Origin of the sequence: Tardiphaga sp. 172_B4_N1_3, assembly GCF_052076035.1 — a bacterium.
GTDB lineage: Bacteria > Pseudomonadota > Alphaproteobacteria > Rhizobiales > Xanthobacteraceae > Tardiphaga > Tardiphaga robiniae.
The window spans coordinates 4,037,669-4,056,370 of sequence record NZ_CP197238.1 but is presented as its reverse complement, the minus strand read 5'-3'; the positions used below and the strand labels follow the sequence as shown (position 1 = coordinate 4,056,370).

Here is an 18,702-nt window from a genome sequence, read left to right as displayed (position 1 = left end):
TCACGGAGTAATGGACATGGACAAGGACCGTATTGCGGGCGCAGCCAAGGATGCAGCTGGCAAGGTTGAAGGTGTGATCGGCCGAGCCACGGGCGATGAGCGGACTGAAGCCTCGGGCCGCGCGCGCGAAGCGACGGGCACCGTGCAGAACCTGTATGGCCAAGCCAAGGATGCCGTGCGCGACGCATCGGACGCCGCCACCAGCTATGCCAAGGATGCGCTCGACAGCGATGTCTATCGCGACGGGACGCAGGCGATCACCGACAAGGTCCGCGAGAATCCGCTGGGCTCGCTGCTGATCGCAGGCGCTATCGGCTTTGCGCTGGCGATGCTGATGACGCGTCCGCCGCGCCGTCGTCCGAACCGTTTCGGTTATTGATAGCAGATCACGGCTGACATAACGGACGCCGCAGAAGTGTCAGCGGCCGGATCTGAGAAAACGTCCAAGAAAATATCCAAAGCAAAAATCCCTCAGCCCGCAAAGGCTGAGGGATTTTTTTGACTCTGAAATTTCGCGTCGGAATTTTTCGCGCGGTTAGCGCGTGAAGAAACCGGAGGGGGCGGAGGCGGCGGGGCCGACATTCGCCGGCGGGCGCGGACCGGGTGCCTGGGCCGGGCGGGGGCGCTGCGGCGCCTGCTGGACGGGCGCGCGGCGCGGCGCATCGTCGAAGCCAAAGAAACTACCGAAGGATGACGGCGCTTCGGTGGCGATGACGGGCTTCGGCTTTTTCTTCGGTGCGGCCGGCGCTGCCATCACCGGAACGATGCCATCCGGCCCTGTCGTCGCAGCGACGCCGCTCGTGCCTGAGGTAGCAGGTGTGGCTGCAGCAACGGGAACGTCGCCCTTGGCCTGTTCGCGGCCGATCTCGCGGCGCGGCCAGGCGAAGTCATCGGCGCGGCCGGCCGGTGCGGCGAGCGGCTCGCCTTTGACCAATACACGAGCCACCAGCGCATCGACACTCACCGGCTTCACGCCGGGGCCGCCGAGCAGTTGATCGGTGCCGACCGAGGAAGCGACCAATGGCACGATGGGGCCGGCCAGCGGACGCGGCGGCGGCGCGCCAGGCACGGCATTGAGATCGGGTGTCGCAGGCTCGCTCGGCAGCGCGATCGGCGCGGAGCGGCCGGAGAGCAAACGGGTAATCTCGCGCTCGACGTAATGCGCCATCTTGCGGGCGCCGGCCTTGGTGAAATAGACGCCGTCGGCCGAGCGCAGCCGGCGGATCTGGCCTTCGAAATCCGGGCCCTGCTGCAGGAAGCGGCCGGCTTCATCGACGAAGCCGTCCCAGATATCGACATAGGTGATGCCGGCCTTGGTCGCGGCGTCGCGATAGAGATTGTCGAGATAGAGCATGTCGGCGGTCGCCTTGGTGCCGCGCACTGCCGGCAGGCCGACCCACAGCACGGGCACGCCCTTCGCCTTCACGACGTTGATCATCTCCTCGATCTTCTTCGAGTAGAGCTCGCCCCAGCGCTCGTCGCGGAAATCGACCATGCCGCCGGTGCGCGCGCCGCGCTCGGTCACGATCGAACCGGGATCGGGAATATCTGCATCGTCAGCTTCGGGCTCGGCCGGCTTGTCACCGGGCTTCACCTCGGCCGCACTGTCTTTCTTCTCGTCCTTCTTGGCGCCCTTCTTCTCGGCGGCCTTGTCGGGCTCGCGGATTGCGACGCGGTCATTGAGGCCGAGCATGACGACAATCGCATCGGGCTTCTCGGTGGCGAGAATGCCCTTGGCTGCCGCGGCCCAATCGGCGGGCTCGCCTTTCGGCTGATAGCGCAGCAGGCCGGAGACGGTCTTGTGCTTGCGGATCACGCCCATGTCGGGCTGTTCGGCATAGGCGTCCTCGAGGCCGTAAGCGAGCCAGTCGGCCATGCTGTCGCCGAGCACCAGCACGTTACGCTCGGCCGGGGCATCGCGTTTTTCCGGCGAGGGTGCGCGCGAATAGTCCTCGCGTGGAGCGGCCCGCTTCGGCGCCTGTTGCTGCTGGAACGGCGCGAAAAACGGGCTGTCATTGCCGCCGCCGAACCAGCCGAAGCCGCCACCGCCGCCCTGCGGCACATTGCGCTGCGGACGCGGTGGAGGTTGCTGCGGACCGCCGAAACCGAAAAATTGCGCCGACGCGGGACCCACGATGCCGATCAGGAGGCCCAGCGCCACGGCGAGCACCATCAGCGTGCCCTTTTCGGCACGCCAGTGGTCGATCCGCCATCTCGGCAAGTTGGGCTTCTGTGACATGCGCCTCGACCGCAATCGCAGGGTCCGCAGACCCGGGTTCCCGCTCGACATACTACCGGATTCGGGCCGCAAGCGGGCAGCCGCGATCCCGCCATCAAGCGCCGCCGGGCGTTAACGTCAAGCAAATCCCGGAACTTTTAGCGGCAGGGTGAACGGCGAGGCCTGGATTACTTCCAGAGCCCCAAAGACTGCCATTTGGCGGGCGGAATGACCGTTCCCGTCTTGTAGGTGAAATCCAGCACCGTCTTGTGGTCCGGCGTCGCCTTGCAGGTGAAGGCGACCTGCATCCATTTGCCGCCCGCGCGATAGGCGCCGCCCTTGGCGATCAGCGTATTGCCGAGATGCTGCGGCGGCATCAGCGCGTCGGATTTGGCGCGCTCGACGCGCGGGCCGCCCTTGCTGATCCGGCGCATCGCCTCGAAGTCGCAGACCTGCTCCAGCCGGGTCTTGGGATCGAGCTTGCCGAGGGCCGCCATGAAGCGGGCATCGCTGGCATGGGCCTGCGGGACGAGCGCCACGAGGCCGAGCGGAATAAGCAGGAATTTCATGCGGGAAGGGACAACACGTTTGGAAGGATGAACCGACGGGATGACATCCGCTTAGCGTGTCCGGAGGTTGCTGACTACCCACTCTGGGATGCGCTGCGCGCCCGGTCGCGCTGTGCGAGTCCCGGTCATGAATGGGGTCGACGCGCGCACGCGCCGTCTGTCCCGCGCCGCCGCGCAAGTTGGCCTTCCGGTGGTCCCCTTTGATGTGAGGGGGATAGAGCGCCGAAAGGCGCAACTTTGTAGTGACGCCGCAGGAGGCGAAGCTGTGGGTGAAGCTGCGTGAGCTGAAGCCGCTCGGCTTTCACTTTCGGCGGCAGGCGCCGATCAAGCACGTCATCGTGGACTTCGTGTCGTTTCGTGAGTGTCTGGTCATCGAAGTCGATGGCGGACAGCATAATTTCGATGAGGCGGCGCGTCGGGATGAAGCGCGGGATGCGTTCTTGCGCGGCGAGGGATTTCGCGTGATGCGGTTCTGGAATTTCGAGGTGGATCGGAATCTGGATGGCGTGATGGAGTCGATAATCGGAGCTCTGGGCTCCCCCCACCCGGCTGGCCTTACGGCCGTCCACCCTCCCCACAAGGGGGAGGGATAAGAAAGGAGCCTCGACACTTTCGCGTCGAGGCTCTTGAAGCTCACAGTTAGATCACTCGTCGCCTTACCTCGGCAGCGTCGTCGTCCCCATCAGCGCCTGATCGATGGCGCGGGCGCACAGGCGGCCTTCGCGGATCGCCCAGACCACCAGTGACTGGCCGCGGCGCATGTCGCCGGCGGAGAACACCTTGGGCAGCGAGGTCGCGAAGTCCGTCGTTGCGGCGCGGACGTTGCCGCGCTGGTCGAGATCGACGCCGAGGGTCTTCAGCATGCCTTCGTGGACGGGATGGACGAAGCCCATGGCCAGCAGCACGAGATCGGCCTGCAGCGCAAATTCCGAGCCGGGGATCGGCTTGAACTTGTCGTCGACTTGCACGCAGTTCAGCTTGGTGACCTTGCCGTCTACGCCTTCGAAGCTTTGCGTCAGCACGGCGAATTCGCGCTTGGCGCCTTCGGCCTGGCTCGACGAGGTCCGCATCTTCAGCGGCCAGTTCGGCCAGGTCAGACCCTTGTTCTCCTGCTCGGGCGGAGCCGGCATGATTTCGAGCTGGGTCACCGACAGCGCGCCCTGACGCAGCGAGGTGCCGATGCAGTCGGAGCCGGTGTCGCCGCCGCCGATGACGACGACATGCTTGCCGCCGGCCAGGATCTCCTTGACGTCGCCGAGCGGCTCGTTGCCGACGCGGCGGTTCTGCTGCGGCAGGAAGTCCATCGCGAAATGGATGCCGTCGAATTCGCGGCCGGGGATCGGCAGGTCGCGGCCGTGCTCGGCGCCGCCGGTCAGCGCGATGGCTTCATATTCCTTGAGCAATTCGGCGGGGTCGATGGCGCCGGGTGATGTGCCGCCGACAGCCTTGCCGTAATGGAAGGTGACGCCTTCGCCTTCCATCTGCGCGACGCGGCGATCGATGATGTGCTTTTCCATCTTGAAGTCGGGAATGCCATAGCGCATCAACCCGCCGGCCTTGGCGAACTTCTCATAGACATGGACGTCGTGGCCGGCGCGCGCGAGCTGCTGTGCGCAGGCCATGCCGGCGGGACCGGCGCCGATCACGGCGACCTTGCGGCCGGTCTTCACAGCGGAGACCTGCGGCTTCAGCCAGCCATTGTCCCATGCCTTGTCGACGATGGCGCATTCGATGGTCTTGATGGTGACCGGGTTGTCATCGATGTTCAGCGTGCACGAGGCTTCGCACGGTGCCGGACAGATGCGGCCGGTGAATTCCGGGAAGTTGTTGGTCGAGTGCAGGTTGCGCGAGGCTTCTTCCCAGTTGCCGCTATAGACGAGGTCGTTCCAGTCCGGGATCTGGTTGTTGACCGGGCAGCCGGGCGTGCCGGGCTGAACCGAGCCGGTGCCGTGGCAATAGGGAATGCCGCAATTCATGCAGCGCGCGGCCTGATCGCGGGTGTCTTTCTCACTGAGCGGAATGACGAACTCGTTATAGCCCTTCAGGCGCTCGGCAACCGGCGCATACTTGCGGTCGTGACGATCGATTTCCAGAAAACCCGTGATCTTGCCCATTACAACTGACGCCTCTGAACTCTTAAGTTCCAAATTCCGTCCTCATCCTGAGGAGCGGCCACTTGGCCGCGTCTCGAAGGATGCGTGATTTGTCCCTCATGGTTCGAGACGGCGCTGCGCGCCTCCTCACCATGAGGGCCTTTTTCCTTACGCGCCGATCGCGATCTGCGGTTCGGCCTCGGCGCTTTTCGCTTTCAACTCGCGCAGCGCGCGGCGGTACTCGACCGGCATCACCTTGCGGAATTTCGGCAGCCAGGTTTTCCAGTCCGCGAGGATCATCGCAGCCTTGGCCGAGCCGGCATATTTCGCGTGACGCGTGATCAGCACATGCAGGCGCTCGATGTCGCTATCGAGCAAGTTGGCGAATACGTCCACCTTGCCATGGGCTTCGAGATCGCCGGAGTGGTGATAGGTGTTCTCGGCGATCATCTCTTCCGAGAGAACCGGTTCGAGTTCGACCATCGCCATGTTGCACAGCTTCGGGAAGTCGCCGGTTTCGTCGAGCACGTAAGCCACGCCGCCGGACATGCCGGCCGCGAAGTTACGGCCGGTCTTGCCCAGCACCACGACGATGCCGCCGGTCATGTATTCGCAGCAGTGATCGCCGGCGCCTTCGACGACGGCCACGGCACCGGAGTTACGCACGGCGAAACGCTCGCCGGCGACGCCGCGGAAGTAGCATTCGCCCTCGATCGCGCCATACATCACGGTGTTGCCGACGATGATCGACTCTTCGGGCACGATGGCGGAATGAGCCGGCGGACGCACGATGATCTTGCCGCCCGAGAGACCCTTGCCGACATAGTCGTTGCCTTCGCCTTCGAGATCGAAGGTGATGCCCTTGCACAGCCAGGCGCCGAAGGCCTGACCGGCGGTGCCCTTCAGCGACACCTTGATGGTGTCGTCCGGCAGGCCGGCATGGCCGTAGATCTTGGCCACCGAGCCCGCCAGCATGGCGCCGGCCGAACGGTTGGTGCTGTTGATCTTGGTGTCGATCTTTACCGGCGCGCCGCGGTCGAGCGCGGGCTGCGCCTGCTTGATCAACTCGCGATCGAGCACGGCTTCGAGGTGATGGTCCTGATCCTCGGTGTGATAGATTTTCTGGCCGGGCAGTTCGGGCTGGCGCACGAACAGCTTGGAGAAGTCGAGACCCTTGGCCTTCCAGTGCGACACGAGGGCCGACTGGTCGAGCATCTGCACCTGGCCGACCATCTCGTCGAAGTTGCGATAGCCGAGCTGGGCCATGATCTCGCGGACTTCCTCAGCGACGAAGAAGAAGTAGTTGATCACGTGCTCGGGCTGGCCGGTGAAGCGCTTGCGCAGCACCGGATCCTGGGTGGCGACGCCAACCGGGCAGGTATTGAGATGGCACTTGCGCATCATGATGCAGCCGGCAGCAATCAAGGGCGCGGTGGCGAAGCCGAATTCGTCGGCGCCGAGGAGCGCGCCGATGACGACGTCGCGGCCGGTGCGGAAGCCGCCGTCGACCTGGACGATGATGCGGCTACGCAGCCGTTCACGCACCAGGGTCTGATGGGTTTCGGCAAGACCGATTTCCCAAGGCGAACCCGCATGCTTGATCGAGGTCAGCGGCGACGCGCCGGTACCGCCTTCGAAGCCGGCGATGGTCACATGGTCCGCGCGCGCCTTGGCGACGCCCGCGGCGACCGTGCCGACGCCGATTTCCGACACCAGCTTGACCGAGACCTGGCCCGTCGGATTGACGTTCTTGAGGTCGTAGATCAGCTGCGCGATGTCTTCGATCGAATAGATGTCGTGATGCGGCGGCGGCGAAATGAGACCGACGCCCGGGGTCGAGTGGCGCACGGCGGCAATCGTCGCGTCGACCTTGTGGCCGGGCAACTGACCGCCTTCGCCGGGCTTCGCGCCCTGCGCCATCTTGATCTGCATCATGTCGGAATTGACGAGATATTCCGTGGTGACGCCGAAACGGCCGGACGCGACCTGCTTGATCGCCGAACGCATGCTGTCGCCATTCGGCATGGGCTTGTAGCGATCCGACTCCTCGCCGCCTTCGCCGGTGTTCGACTTGCCGCCGATCCGGTTCATGGCGATGGCCAGCGTGGTATGCGCCTCGCGCGAGATCGAGCCATAGGACATGGCGCCCGTCGCAAAGCGCTTGACGATGTCCGCAGCGGATTCGACTTCGTCGAGCGGCACGGGCTTGCGCTTCTCGTCTTCGGCCGTCTTGATCTTGAACAGACCGCGCAGCGTCAGCAGACGCTCGGACTGTTCGTTGAGGATCTTGGCGAAGGCCTTGTAGCGATCCTGCGAGTTGCCGCGCACCGCATGCTGCAGCAGCGATACCGACTCGGCGTTCCAGGCGTGATCCTCACCACGGCTTCGATAGGCGTATTCACCGCCGACATCGAGGGCGGTCTTGTAGATCTGGATCTCGCCGAACGCCTCGTTGTGGCGACGCACGGTTTCCTCGGCAATTTCGGCGAGGCCGACGCCTTCGATCTTGGTGTGGGTGCCCGTGAAGTACTTCGTCACGAATTCCTGACGCAGGCCGACAGCGTCGAAGATCTGCGCGCCGCAATAGGACTGGTAGGTCGAGATGCCCATCTTCGACATGACCTTGAGCAGGCCCTTGCCGATCGACTTGATGAAGCGCTTGACGATTTCGTAGTCGTCGAGCTGCACCGGCAGCCGGTCCTTCATGGCGATGATGGATTCGAAGGCCAGATACGGGTTGATCGCTTCGGCACCATAGCCGGCGAGGCAGGCGAAGTGATGCACTTCGCGCGGTTCGCCGGATTCGACGACGAGGCCCACCGAGGTGCGCAGGCCGGTGCGGATCAGGTGATGATGCACGGAGGCGCAGGCCAGCAGCGATGGAATTGGAATGCGATCCGAGCCGGCCATGCGGTCGGACAGGATGATGATGTTGACGCCTTCGCGCACCGCAGCTTCCGCACGGGCGCACAGTTCATCCAGCACCTGCTCCATGCCTGCCGCGCCGAAACCGGCATGGAAGGTGGTGTCGAGGGTACGCGAGACAAAGTGCGACTCGGCGACATCGGTGATCGAGCGGATCTTTTCGAGATCCTGGTCGGTCAGGATCGGCTGGCGCACTTCGAGACGCTTGGTGGTCGCAACGCCCTGCAGGTCGAACAGGTTCGGCCGCGGTCCGATGATCGAGACGAGACTCATGACGAGCTCTTCACGGATCGGATCGATCGGCGGGTTGGTGACCTGCGCGAAGTTCTGCTTGAAATAGGTGAACAGCGGCTTCGGCTTGCTCGACAGCGCCGAGATCGGCGTGTCGGTGCCCATGGAGCCCGACGCTTCCTCGCCCTGCGACGCCATCGGCGTCAGCAGGATGGTGACGTCTTCCTGGGTGTAGCCAAAGGCCTGTTGGCGATCGAGCAGCGGCAGGTTGGAGCGCTGGCCCTTGGCCGCCGCGTCCGGGAGCTCTTCCAGAACGATCTGGGTGTGTTCAAGCCACTCGCTATAGGGATGACTTGCGGCCAGCGTCGCCTTGATCTCGTCGTCAGGGATCAGACGGCCCTGGACGAGGTCGACCAGCAGCATCTTGCCGGGCTGCAGACGCCACTTGGTGATGATGTCTTCTTCCGGAATCGCCAGCACGCCCATTTCGGACGCCATCACGATGCGGTCGTCCTTGGTGACGAGATAACGTGCGGGGCGCAGACCGTTACGGTCCAGCGTCGCGCCGATCTGGCGACCGTCGGTGAAAGCAAGCGCAGCAGGACCGTCCCACGGCTCCATCATCGCGGCGTGATATTCGTAGAAGGCGCGGCGCTGCTCATCCATCAGGGGATTGCCGGCCCAGGCTTCCGGAATCATCATCATCACGGCGTGGGGCAGCGAGTAGCCGCCCTGCACCAGGAATTCGAGCGCGTTGTCGAAGCAGGCAGTGTCCGACTGGCCTTCATAGGAGATCGGCCACAGACGGCTGATGTCCTTGCCATACAGTTCGGACTCGATCGACGCCTGACGCGCCGCCATCCAGTTGACGTTGCCGCGCAGCGTGTTGATTTCGCCGTTGTGCGCGACCATGCGGTAGGGATGCGCCAGCGACCAGGTCGGGAAGGTGTTGGTCGAGAAGCGCTGATGCACCAGTGCCAGCGCGCTTTCGAAATCCTCTTCGTGCAGGTCGGCATAGTAGCTGCCGAGCTGGTCGGCGAGGAACATGCCCTTGTAGATGATCGTGCGACACGACATCGAGCACGGATAGTAGCCGGCAAGGCCGCGCTCGCGGCGCTGATAGATCGCCTGCGAGATCGACTTGCGGAGAATGTACAGACGACGTTCGAATTCGTCCTCGTCGGCGATCTTGGCTTTGCCGATGCCGATGAAGACTTGCATGTTGGCAGGCTCGGTCGGCTTCACGCTTTCGCCGAGCGATGCGTTGTCGGTCGGGACGTCGCGCCAGCCGAGCAGCTTCAGGCCTTCGGCCTTAATCTGGTCGCCGATGATGCCCTGAATGACTTTCCGCCACGCGGTATCACGCGGCATGAACAGCGCGCCGATGGCGTATTGGCCAGGCTCCGGCAGGCTGAAGCCGAGTTCCGCAGTCTTGCGGACGAAGAACTTATGCGGGATCTGCACCAGAATACCGGCGCCGTCGCCAAAGCGCGGATCTGCGCCGGTGGCGCCGCGGTGCTCGAGGTTGCACAGGATGCTGATCGCGTCAGACACAATCTGATGCGACTTGCGGCCCTTGATGTTGGCAATGAAGCCGACGCCACAGGCGTCCTTTTCCTGCGACGGGTCATAGAGGCCCAGCGCCGGCGGACGGTAGGTATGGAGTTCCGGTTTGATGGCGGTGTCTTTCACGTTAGCCGATTTGATAGCCGGGGCCGCCGAATGCGTGCCGGTTTCGATCAATTGGCGCTCGTGCTCTGATCCGCTCATCTTCGTCCTCTCAACCCCCGTCGGGGTTCTGCCACCCTTGTCGGCGCACCTTTGACGCTCGCGGAACCCGTTCGGGCTACCGCTCGCGCGTCTTGCGAGCCTCGTTTTCAGAATTCAGACTGGTGGTGCCCATCGTCCCCGGCGGCCACCCCATATCTCGCCTTAAAGGCATTTCGTCTCAGCAGGCGTGTTTTTTAGTCGCGACGCCTGCTTATGTTGCAAACCCTGTGCCGGATTTGCCACCAAAAATTGCGACAGTGATGCTGTCCTAACCAGGACTTTGCCAAATTTTTATCTAGCACACAAGCGCGCTTGAGTCCGTCGTCGCATAGCAACAACGCATGCCAAATTGTCCAAGCTGGCGTCGACACATTCAGCCCGGAGGTGCCGCGTTCCGGCCAAAGGCTGGCCCAAGGGCTGCCGGATTCAGCGGTGAGGTTGCGCAGTGCTCGTTAACGCCTGTGGCAGCGGTGCTGGCAGGCGAGCGAAGCGTGAGGTTCAGGAAGTTGAACACTCTCCGGGCGCGGGGGCGTCGAAGGAGCATGCAATGAAGGTACTTGTGGGATGTCTGGCCTCGGCCGGTCTGTTGCTGGCGAGCGGCGCTGTACAGGCACAGGCGCTGCCGCCGATGCGCGGCGACGTTGCCGCTGTGGCGCAGGTATCCGATGTCGGCGGTCCCTATGCGGCCATGCCGCCCGTGGAATATGCGGAGCCGCGCCCCTATGGCGTGTTGCGCCGCGGTTATGATCTGGCGGTGCTGCCGCTGCGCGAGGTCTATTCGATCCTCCGCGAGGCCGGCTTCTCTGCCCTCGGCATGCCGCAGCAACGCGGCCTCATCTACACGGTTGCGGCGATCGACCTCGACGGCGAGGACGGCCGGTTGGTGATCGATGCGCGCAGCGGACGCATTCTGCGCTTCATTCCGGCCTATCGCATGGGCGACCGGATGAGCGAGGAGATCGACACGCGCTATGGCCCGCAAGGCGCAGTGCCGACCCTGCCGCAATATCGCCGCCCGCCGTTTACGGCCGGAACGGCAACGCCCGCGCCGAAGGTTGCCAGCCGCACGACGAGCGTGCCGCTGCCGAAGCGGCCACCGGTGCGCGCGGTTGCGGCGCCGGCCAAGCCTGTTACGCCAGGCGAGACCAAGCCGGTCGCAGTCAAACCACCTGAAACGCCGCCCGCCGCTGCGCCCGTGCAGCAATCGGCCGTGACTGAGCAGAAGCCGGCTGAGACGAAACCGCCGGAAACGACAGGTGCTGCGCCGTCGACCTCTACTGCCTCGAAGCCGGAGGCCGCAGCACCGACGGTTCCGCCTCCCGCGACGGAAGCAAAGCCTACAGAGCCTAGTAAGCCTGCGGACACTCCTCCGCCCGTCCAGGGCATGGAATAGTTAGTGCAGCGCTGCGCACATAACAAAACGCCCCGGATTGCTCCGGGGCGTTTCATTTACAGCTACACTTACTTTACTTCACAAAGTCGCGGTTACGCGGCGACTTTCTCGGCCGAGCCGTCGACCACCTGCGGCGCGCTCACGGCGCCGGTGGAAATCGGAATGCTGCGCGGTTTCTTGGCTTCCGGGATCTCACGGACGAGGTCCACATGAAGCAGGCCGTTCTCGAGTGAGGCGTTCTTCACCTGTACGAAATCGGCAAGCTGGAAGGCGCGTTCGAAGGCGCGGGCGGCGATGCCACGATATAGCACTTCGGCCTTGCTGCCATTCTCGTTGGCAGCCTTCTCGCCCTTGATCGTCAGCGTGTTTTCCTTCGCGACGATGGAGAGCTCGTTCTGCGCAAACCCGGAAACGGCGACGCTGATACGGTATTCGTTCTCGCCGGTGCGCTCGATATTGTAGGGCGGATAGCCCGGCGCTGCGTCACCTGTGCTCTGATCGAGCAGATTGAACAGGCGGTCGAAACCGACGGTGGAACGATAAAACGGGGTGAGATCATAGCTACGCATTGGATAGTCCTCCATTGAGCGACTGTTGCAATAACCCGCCCGCCATAAGGGCCGGGCTTTCGTGTCATGCAGCCTAGAGAGGCCTGCACGAAGCTGATATGGGAGGGGTCTGGCGGCTCGCAAGGGGGGCCGAAAGATTCGCGCCGACCTGTCTCCCGCCCTTGAAATCCCGCGTTTTTCGCCTAACCGGTCCCCCGCCATGACGCTCGTCTCCATTCCCGCCAACCCCGTTCCCGAGGGGGCCGTGTCCGGCACCATCAAGACGCCGGACGGCGCTGAGCTACGTTTTGCGCGCTGGGCGCCGACGACCGGGCGCAAGGGCACGGTCTGCGTGTTCAGCGGGCGCGGCGAATATATCGAGAAGTATTTCGAGACCGTGCGTGACCTGCGCGACCGCGGCTTTGCAGTGGCCATGATCGACTGGCGCGGGCAGGGGCATTCGTCGCGGCAGTTGCGCGATGGCCGCAAGGGTTACGTGCGCAGCTTCTCGGATTTCGAGATCGACGTCGAAAGTTTCGTGCAGCAGGTGGTGATGCCGGATTGCCCGCCGCCCTATTTCGCGCTGGCGCATTCGATGGGCGGCGCGGTGATGCTGCGTGTGGCGCATTCCGGCAAGCGCTGGTTCGATCGCATGGTGCTGTCGGCGCCGATGATCGATCTGCCGGGCCGTTCGACCTCGCTGCCGGCGCGGTTGTTGTTGCGTGTCATGCGCTGGACCGGGCAGGGCGGCAACTACATTCCCGGCGGCAATGGCGAACTGGTCGGGACCTCGTCATTCCCCAATAACAAGCTGACCAGCGATCCGGTGCGCTATGCGCGCAACGCGGCGATCCTCGAAGAGGATCCGACGCTCGGCATCGGCTCACCGACGGTGGCCTGGGCCGATACGGCGATCCGTGGGATGCACGGCTTTCGCGAGGCCAGCTATCCCGTGAAGATCCGTCAGCCGATCCTGATGCTGGCGGCTAGCAACGACCAGGTGGTGTCGACGCCGGCCATCGAGGAATTCGCCTATCACCTGCGTGCCGGCTCGCATCTGGTGATCGCCGGCTCCCGTCACGAGATCCTGCAGGAGCAAGATCGCTATCGCCAGCAATTCTGGGCGGCGTTCGATGCGTTCGTGCCGGGCACGCCTCTGTTCAAGTAACGAAAGTCACTCATGCTCGGTATTCACGGCCTCTGGCTCTTCATCCTCTCCGGCATCCTGCTCAACATCACGCCGGGGCCGGACACGGCCTATATCGTCGGGCGCAGCGTGCAGATGGGCTGGCGCGGCGGCGTCGCGGCAGCGCTGGGGATCAGTGCAGGATGTCTGGTCCATGTCTTCGCCGCGGCGGTCGGATTGTCGGCGCTGCTGGCGGCGTCATCTTATGCTTTCACCGCAGTGAAATGGATCGGTGCGGCCTATCTGCTTTACACCGGCGTGCAGATGCTGCGTGCGCGGGCATCGACAGTTGCAACGAACGACGCTGCGGAAAAGCCGCTGCTGTCGCTTCGGCAGGTGTTCTGGCAGGGCGCCTTCACCAACGCGCTGAACCCGAAGGTGGCGCTGTTCTTTCTCGCCTTCCTGCCGCAATTCGTCGACGTGGATGCGCCCAGCAAGGCGTTGGCTTTCATCGTACTTGGGCTGATCTTCATCAGCACGGGCACGATCTGGGGGCTCGGCACGGCCATTGTCGCGGCCAAAGCCGCCAGCCGCGTTCGGCAATCCAGTCAGGCAATGGTGTGGATCAACCGCGCGCTCGGCGGCGTGTTCATCTATCTCGGCATCCGCGTGGCGATGCTCGAAACACGCTAGCGTTTACTTCAGCACCGCGAAAGTGGCGGTGACGGAGAGATAGATCCCGAGCAGCAGCATCGCGATCAGGAACCAGCGGCGGAACTGCTCGGGCTCCATGCGGTCGCGCACCGCCTGGCCGATGAACATGCCGGCAAAGGCGGTGATCATTGCGACAATGCCGGGCACCGCCGTCGCGGCCGTGAGCAGACCGGCGCTGGTGAGGTTGAACGCCTGGGCCATCGTGGCGACGGTGAAATAGAGGCCGAGCGCCTGCACCAGTTCGTTTTTCTCCATGCCGATTGACTGCATGAACGGCATGGAGGGAATGACCTGCACCCCGGTGGCCGCGGAGACCACGCCGGTCAGCACGCCGGCGATACCGCCGACCCACTTCTCGTTTTGCGGCGCCGTCTTGAACTGGAATTTCACCAGCGTCACCACGGCATAAATCACCAGCAGTACGCCGAGCACGATCGAGCCGTATTTGGCGTAGGGGCCGGTCATCAGGCTGCCGCAGAGCCAGATGGCCACCGCAGTGCCGATCAGCAGCGGCCACAGCCGGCGAATGATGTCGCGCAGATAGGGGCCGGCGAAGGTCTGCCAGATATTGGTGACGATGGCGGGCACGATGACGATGGTCAGCGCCTGCACAGGCGTCATGGTCACTGCCAGCAGGCCCATCGAGACGGTGGGCAGGCCGAGGCCGATGACGCCTTTGACGAAGCCGGCGAGCGCGAAAACAGCAGCAATCAGAATGAGCATGGAATCGATCATGGTGCGACACATTGACCGATCGGCCCGGCCGGCACAATCTGGAGGTTACGGAGACTGCCTTCGTTTGGAACGAAGGCTGGTGCGGAGAACGCCATGCATGCCGACCTTGTCGATCTCAGACTGTTCGTCGCGGTGGCCGAGGCGCGCAGTATCACCGCGGGTGCTGCCGCTGCCAATCTGGCGCTGGCCTCGGCGAGTGCGAGGATCAAGGGCTTGGAAGCGACAGTCGGCGTGCCGCTGCTGAAACGCGGGCGGCGCGGCGTCACACTGACGTCAGCCGGCGAGAGCCTGCTCGGCCATGCCCGCATCGTCATGCAGAATGTCGAGACCATGCGCGGCGACATGGCGGCCTATGCCAATGGAATGAAGGCCAGTGTGTCGATGCTGGCCAATACGGTGGGCCTGTCCGAACATCTGCCGAAGGCGCTGGCAAGTTTCCTGCGCGAGCACCCCAATGTCAGCCTCGAGGTCGAGGAGCGCGAGAGCGCCGATATTGCACAGGCAATCGCTGCCGGCATCGCCGATTTCGGTTTCGCGGCCGAGCATACGCTGCCGGACAGTCTGGAACGCTTCACCTTCAACGAGGACCGGCTGATGCTGGTGACGGCGCCGCGCAGCGATCTCGCCGGCCGCCGACATATCGATTTCCATGAGATCATCGACCGCGACTTCATCGGCCTCACCAATGCGACGGCGCTGCAGAACCACATCGGCAAATATGCGGCGAAGCTGGGCGCGCGACTGCGCTACCGGGCGCAGATGCGGGATTTCGATGCGATGTGCCAGATGGCTGCGGCGGGAGTTGGCATTGCGATTGTGCCGGAAGTTGCGGCACGGCGCTGCGCACGGTCGACGGCGTTGGCGTTGATCCGGATTCGCGATCCTTGGGCCAATCGAAAGCTGGCGATCTGCTTTCGCAGCCTGAAGACGTTATCCCGTCCCGCGCAGCAGATGATCGAGCATCTGCGGGCTGCAGCGCGGGCGTAGCAATGCGCGATCAGGCGTTGAGGATCTTCAGCGCCGCCTCATGCACGCGCGGGTCGCCGGCGGCGACGATGCGGCCACCGTTCTGCGCGGGCTTGCCCTCCCACGTTGTCACCACGCCGCCGGCGCCGGTGATGATCGGGATCAGGGCTGCGATATCGTAGGGCTTCAGCTCGGTCTCGATGACGAGGTCGAGATGACCAGCGGCGAGCATGCAATAGGAATAGCAATCGCCGCCGTAGCGCGTCAGCCGCACGCCTTTTTCGACGTCGTGAAATTTTGCGCGATCGGCGTCGCCCATCAGCCGCGGGCTGGTGGTGAACAGCGTGGCGTCCTTCAGCGATGCGCAGCGGCGCACGGCAAGCTTGCGGGTGGTGTTGTTGGGGCCCTGGTAGCGCGCCGAGCCGCTGTCGCCGCTGAAGCGCTCGCCGATATAGGGCTGGTGCATCATGCCATAGACCGGTGTGCCCCGATGCAGCAGCGCGATCAGCGTGCCCCAGATCGGGAAGCCGGAGATGAAGGATTTGGTGCCGTCGATCGGGTCGAGCACCCAGACATATTCGGCGTCTTCGCGTTCGGTACCGAATTCCTCGCCAACAATGCCGTGCTGGGGGAAGTTGGCCTTGATCAGCCGGCGCATCACCGCTTCGGCAGCGCGGTCGGCTTCCGTGACCGGGTCGAAATCGGTGCTGTTCTTGTTGTCGATACTCAGCGAGGTGCGAAAGAACGGCAGGATGGTCTCGCCCGACGAGGTCGCAAGACGACCAATGAAGGCGTTGAAGTCGATGACCGTCACGGAGAGGTCCTTTGTTGCGGCTGCTGGATGGGGACGTGTCGCTTCCTATACAGCGCAGGGCAACGACTCGCATCTGCGGTGATCGAAATCTCTCTGCGATTCCCCTAAGCCACAGCACTGAATCGGATTGCGATTTCCCTAAGATTCCTGATGTCCGGCATCAGAAATTGGTCAATGAAATGAATATATGATCATTTCTTAAATAGGTCAAAGCTACTGTCATTTCTATATCGCGTTGATTTTGCTTGTAGAAATTATGACGCCTATGCCTGAATGGTGCGATCACCATGCGAAATTTGCATGGAAATTTGCCCGAAAACTCTTGCACTTGGTGCGTCGCGGCTGCATATTGTTGCGGTGCGGTAGCGCTTGCGCTATCGCTGCCCTCCTTGGGCGTTTCCTCCCTAGACTTGGACCGCTTGCTATCGCAAGCGGTCCTTTTTTCTTGTCGGAGGAGTTTTGCATCACGGCGTGCCGACGTGGCTGCCGGCGATTGTCTTTATGTCGCCTGGCCTGTTCGTCGCCTGGCACCCCGACAGCCTCGGGCCCATTGCGACGTCAGTCATCAAGCAAGACTTATTCGGCTGAGAACCTCAAGCCGGTGTCCACGTCGTGGCGGTTACTTCAGCGACCCGTTGATCTCGGTGAACTTGCCGTTGAGGTTGGTGCCGAGGCCGTTGACGACGGCGATGATGGCCAGCGAGATGCCGGCGGCGATTAGCCCGTATTCGATCGCAGTCGCTCCCGATTCGTCCGACCAGAATTTCTTGATCATGTTCTTCATGTTCTCTCCTGCCATTTTACGCGGTTCCAATCCGCGGAACCACGCTGGTGGGGATAACCTAAAGTTGCATTAATCCCGGTGGTAAAACTCTGCCCCATCTCTAAATCCAGCGAAAATTGACAATTTGTCGCACGAAATAAGCGCTGCCGTGACCCGGCGGTCACGGTTCCAAATACCCCACCTGATTGAGTGAAGGTCCGAACCCCGGCGAGCCGTTCGGCCCCAGCCTATTCGGCGGCGGCCTGGAACGGGCCGAGGCTGTCCAGCGGGATCTTCGCCAGCGCATCGGCCAGGACGGTAAAATCGGCAGCAATCTGATCGAAGCGCGCGGTTCGCTCACGGCGGCGTTCGTCCATATAGATCGCCCGGTTCAGCTCGATCTGGATGGCGTGCAGCCCACTGGCCGGGTTGCCGTAATGCTCGGTAATGAAGCCGCCGGCATAGGGCTTGTTACGGCCCAGCGAATAGCCGAGGCCGCCGAATGTGTCTTCGACCACCTCGGCCAGGATAGTGGCGCAGCTGGTGCCATATCGGTCGCCGACGACCACGTCCGGGCGGCGCGGCTCCTCGCGGGAAATTCCGATCGAGGGCATCGAGTGGCAATCCACCAGGATCACCGTGCCGAATGTCTGGTGCGCCTTGTTGATCAGGCGGCGCAGGGCGCGGTGGTACGGCTTGTACAACGCCTCGATCCGGGTGAGGGCGTCATCGACGTCCAGCCGCTCGCGGTAGATCTCCTGGCCGTCGCCGACCACCCGGGGAATAGTGCCAAGACCGCCGGCCACCCGCATCGAGCGGGTATTGGCGAAACTAGGCAGGCGGCCGTTGAACATCCGCGGATCGAGCTCATAGGGCTCGCGATTGACGTCCACATAGGAGCGCGGGAAGTGCACCCGGACCACTGGGAAGCCGCGATCGCTCAATCCGGCGATCAATTCGTCCATGAACGAATCTTCCGAGCGGCGCAGTGCCGTTACGTCGATGCGGGAAGCACCGAGGAATTCCGCCGGATAGACCGAGCCGGAATGCGGGGAATTGAAAATGATCGGCGCGCGCCAGTTGGCCGGCTCGACGATCTCGAAGGGAGGCGACAGCTCACCGTCAAACTGGGTCATCGTCGCGCATCGTCCCTGCAGCCGCGTTCTACGGTTTGCCCAGTCTGGCAGAAAACCGGCGCTTTGTGAGGCTGCATTGTCGATAACGGAAACAAGTCTGCCAAGTTAAAAACCTTCCGCAGGCGCGGCGATCGCGAGAAACGCGCTCATTTGTTGTGTTTCACGACGTTCTGGCGCACCATCTTGAGACGCTTATGCACAGTCTGCGCTGATCACCTTCACCCGAAATTTACCAGACCTCGGGCTTAGTGGGCGAACAGGTCCTCTCATTCGGGTTCGACGTCCAACCGCCATGCACAAAATCCTTCTCGCAGAAGACGACAACGACATGCGCCGCTTCCTGGTGAAGGCGTTGGAAAACGCCGGTTTTCAGGTGTCGCATCACGATAACGGGATGTCAGCCTATCAGAGATTGCGCGAGGAACCCTTTGAAATGCTTCTAACGGACATCGTGATGCCGGAGATGGACGGGATCGAACTGGCGCGCCGCGCCAGCGAACTCGACCCCGACATCAAGATCATGTTCATCACCGGTTTCGCCGCCGTGGCGCTGAATTCCGACTCGGAAGCGCCGAAAAACGCCAAGGTGCTGTCCAAGCCGGTCCACCTGCGCGAATTGGTCAGCGAAGTGAACAAGATGCTGGCCGCCTGAGGGCAGCCCGTTTTCCTGGATTTCTTTCTTGGATTTCCTGCAAATCAGG

16 protein-coding genes are annotated in these 18,702 nt (G+C 63.1%); 7 read left to right on the top strand and 9 right to left on the bottom strand.

Going from position 1 to position 18,702, the window contains the following annotated elements:
- Positions 1–16 precede the first annotated feature (16 nt).
- Positions 17–379: a CsbD family protein gene (locus AB7783_RS19225; protein ID WP_441278511.1), complete on the top strand. Its 363-nt coding sequence runs from the start codon at positions 17–19 to the stop codon at positions 377–379.
- A gap of 156 nt (positions 380–535) precedes the next feature.
- On the opposite strand, the gene AB7783_RS19220 is transcribed toward AB7783_RS19225, so the two are convergent.
- Positions 536–2,239 carry an SGNH/GDSL hydrolase family protein gene (locus AB7783_RS19220; RefSeq protein WP_441278510.1) on the bottom strand — a complete coding sequence of 568 codons (1,704 nt, stop codon included), beginning with the start codon at positions 2,237–2,239 and terminating at the stop codon, positions 536–538.
- 167 nt (positions 2,240–2,406) lie between these two features.
- Positions 2,407–2,787, bottom strand: coding sequence for a DUF930 domain-containing protein (locus AB7783_RS19215; protein ID WP_441278509.1), 381 nt, complete (start codon positions 2,785–2,787; stop codon positions 2,407–2,409).
- A gap of 242 nt (positions 2,788–3,029) precedes the next feature.
- Between AB7783_RS19215 and AB7783_RS19210 the strand changes: the two genes are divergently transcribed.
- A complete protein-coding gene (locus AB7783_RS19210) occupies positions 3,030–3,380 on the top strand; it encodes an endonuclease domain-containing protein (protein ID WP_441278508.1) in 351 nt (116 codons plus the stop codon).
- Between the two features lie 63 nt (positions 3,381–3,443).
- Here the strand turns inward: AB7783_RS19210 and AB7783_RS19205 are convergent, their stop codons facing one another.
- Positions 3,444–4,901, bottom strand: coding sequence for a glutamate synthase subunit beta (locus tag AB7783_RS19205; protein ID WP_441278507.1), 1,458 nt, complete (start codon positions 4,899–4,901; stop codon positions 3,444–3,446).
- A 147-nt stretch (positions 4,902–5,048) separates the two neighbouring features.
- Entirely contained in the window at positions 5,049–9,806 is a 4,758-nt protein-coding gene (gene gltB, locus AB7783_RS19200) for a glutamate synthase large subunit (RefSeq protein WP_184512061.1), read from the bottom strand.
- Between the two features lie 547 nt (positions 9,807–10,353).
- Here gltB and AB7783_RS19195 point away from each other — a divergent pair.
- On the top strand, positions 10,354–11,199 hold the full coding sequence (locus tag AB7783_RS19195) for a hypothetical protein (RefSeq protein WP_441278506.1): 846 nt from the start codon (positions 10,354–10,356) through the stop codon (positions 11,197–11,199).
- Positions 11,200–11,291: 92 nt separating this feature from the next.
- On the opposite strand, the gene AB7783_RS19190 is transcribed toward AB7783_RS19195, so the two are convergent.
- Positions 11,292–11,768, bottom strand: a complete 477-nt coding sequence (locus tag AB7783_RS19190) for an Hsp20 family protein (protein WP_176454637.1) — start codon at positions 11,766–11,768, stop codon at positions 11,292–11,294.
- A 199-nt stretch (positions 11,769–11,967) separates the two neighbouring features.
- Between AB7783_RS19190 and AB7783_RS19185 the strand changes: the two genes are divergently transcribed.
- Complete coding sequence (locus tag AB7783_RS19185; RefSeq protein ID WP_439074617.1) at positions 11,968–12,915, top strand: alpha/beta fold hydrolase; 948 nt, start codon at positions 11,968–11,970, stop codon at positions 12,913–12,915.
- A gap of 12 nt (positions 12,916–12,927) precedes the next feature.
- Positions 12,928–13,566, top strand: a complete 639-nt coding sequence (locus AB7783_RS19180) for a LysE family translocator (RefSeq protein WP_441230716.1) — start codon at positions 12,928–12,930, stop codon at positions 13,564–13,566.
- A 3-nt stretch (positions 13,567–13,569) separates the two neighbouring features.
- Here AB7783_RS19180 and AB7783_RS19175 read toward each other — a convergent pair whose 3' ends face one another.
- A complete protein-coding gene (locus tag AB7783_RS19175; protein ID WP_439074619.1) occupies positions 13,570–14,322 on the bottom strand; it encodes a sulfite exporter TauE/SafE family protein in 753 nt (250 codons plus the stop codon).
- A 93-nt stretch (positions 14,323–14,415) separates the two neighbouring features.
- Between AB7783_RS19175 and AB7783_RS19170 the strand changes: the two genes are divergently transcribed.
- A complete protein-coding gene (locus AB7783_RS19170; RefSeq protein ID WP_441278505.1) occupies positions 14,416–15,309 on the top strand; it encodes a LysR substrate-binding domain-containing protein in 894 nt (297 codons plus the stop codon).
- Positions 15,310–15,319: 10 nt separating this feature from the next.
- Here the strand turns inward: AB7783_RS19170 and hisN are convergent, their stop codons facing one another.
- From hisN to AB7783_RS19155, 3 genes are all read right to left on the bottom strand, one after another.
- Positions 15,320–16,102 carry a histidinol-phosphatase gene (gene hisN / locus AB7783_RS19165; RefSeq protein ID WP_120287185.1) on the bottom strand — a complete coding sequence of 261 codons (783 nt, stop codon included), beginning with the start codon at positions 16,100–16,102 and terminating at the stop codon, positions 15,320–15,322.
- A gap of 619 nt (positions 16,103–16,721) precedes the next feature.
- Entirely contained in the window at positions 16,722–16,886 is a 165-nt protein-coding gene (locus AB7783_RS19160; protein ID WP_175367776.1) for a Flp family type IVb pilin, read from the bottom strand.
- A 227-nt stretch (positions 16,887–17,113) separates the two neighbouring features.
- Positions 17,114–18,001 carry an N-formylglutamate amidohydrolase gene (locus AB7783_RS19155; protein ID WP_441278504.1) on the bottom strand — a complete coding sequence of 296 codons (888 nt, stop codon included), beginning with the start codon at positions 17,999–18,001 and terminating at the stop codon, positions 17,114–17,116.
- Between the two features lie 292 nt (positions 18,002–18,293).
- Between AB7783_RS19155 and cpdR the strand changes: the two genes are divergently transcribed.
- Positions 18,294–18,653, top strand: a complete 360-nt coding sequence (gene cpdR, locus AB7783_RS19150) for a cell cycle two-component system response regulator CpdR (RefSeq protein ID WP_015669438.1) — start codon at positions 18,294–18,296, stop codon at positions 18,651–18,653.
- Positions 18,654–18,702: the final 49 nt, after the last annotated feature.

Excerpts from the sequence above, each read along its gene's own strand:
- AB7783_RS19190 (WP_176454637.1), bottom strand. The coding sequence starts at position 11,768 with ATGCGTAGCTATGATCTCACCCCGTTTTATCGTTCCACCGTCGGTTTC.
- AB7783_RS19205 (WP_441278507.1), bottom strand. The coding sequence starts at position 4,901 with ATGGGCAAGATCACGGGTTTTCTGGAAATCGATCGTCACGACCGCAAG.
- AB7783_RS19170 (WP_441278505.1), top strand. The coding sequence starts at position 14,416 with ATGCATGCCGACCTTGTCGATCTCAGACTGTTCGTCGCGGTGGCCGAG.
- AB7783_RS19195 (WP_441278506.1), top strand. The coding sequence starts at position 10,354 with ATGAAGGTACTTGTGGGATGTCTGGCCTCGGCCGGTCTGTTGCTGGCG.
- AB7783_RS19155 (WP_441278504.1), bottom strand. The coding sequence starts at position 18,001 with ATGACCCAGTTTGACGGTGAGCTGTCGCCTCCCTTCGAGATCGTCGAG.
- AB7783_RS19215 (WP_441278509.1), bottom strand. The coding sequence starts at position 2,787 with ATGAAATTCCTGCTTATTCCGCTCGGCCTCGTGGCGCTCGTCCCGCAG.
- cpdR (WP_015669438.1), top strand. The coding sequence starts at position 18,294 with ATGCACAAAATCCTTCTCGCAGAAGACGACAACGACATGCGCCGCTTC.
- AB7783_RS19175 (WP_439074619.1), bottom strand. The coding sequence starts at position 14,322 with ATGATCGATTCCATGCTCATTCTGATTGCTGCTGTTTTCGCGCTCGCC.
- AB7783_RS19180 (WP_441230716.1), top strand. The coding sequence starts at position 12,928 with ATGCTCGGTATTCACGGCCTCTGGCTCTTCATCCTCTCCGGCATCCTG.
- AB7783_RS19160 (WP_175367776.1), bottom strand. The coding sequence starts at position 16,886 with ATGAAGAACATGATCAAGAAATTCTGGTCGGACGAATCGGGAGCGACT.
- AB7783_RS19220 (WP_441278510.1), bottom strand. The coding sequence starts at position 2,239 with ATGTCACAGAAGCCCAACTTGCCGAGATGGCGGATCGACCACTGGCGT.
- AB7783_RS19225 (WP_441278511.1), top strand. The coding sequence starts at position 17 with ATGGACAAGGACCGTATTGCGGGCGCAGCCAAGGATGCAGCTGGCAAG.
- AB7783_RS19185 (WP_439074617.1), top strand. The coding sequence starts at position 11,968 with ATGACGCTCGTCTCCATTCCCGCCAACCCCGTTCCCGAGGGGGCCGTG.
- gltB (WP_184512061.1), bottom strand. The coding sequence starts at position 9,806 with ATGAGCGGATCAGAGCACGAGCGCCAATTGATCGAAACCGGCACGCAT.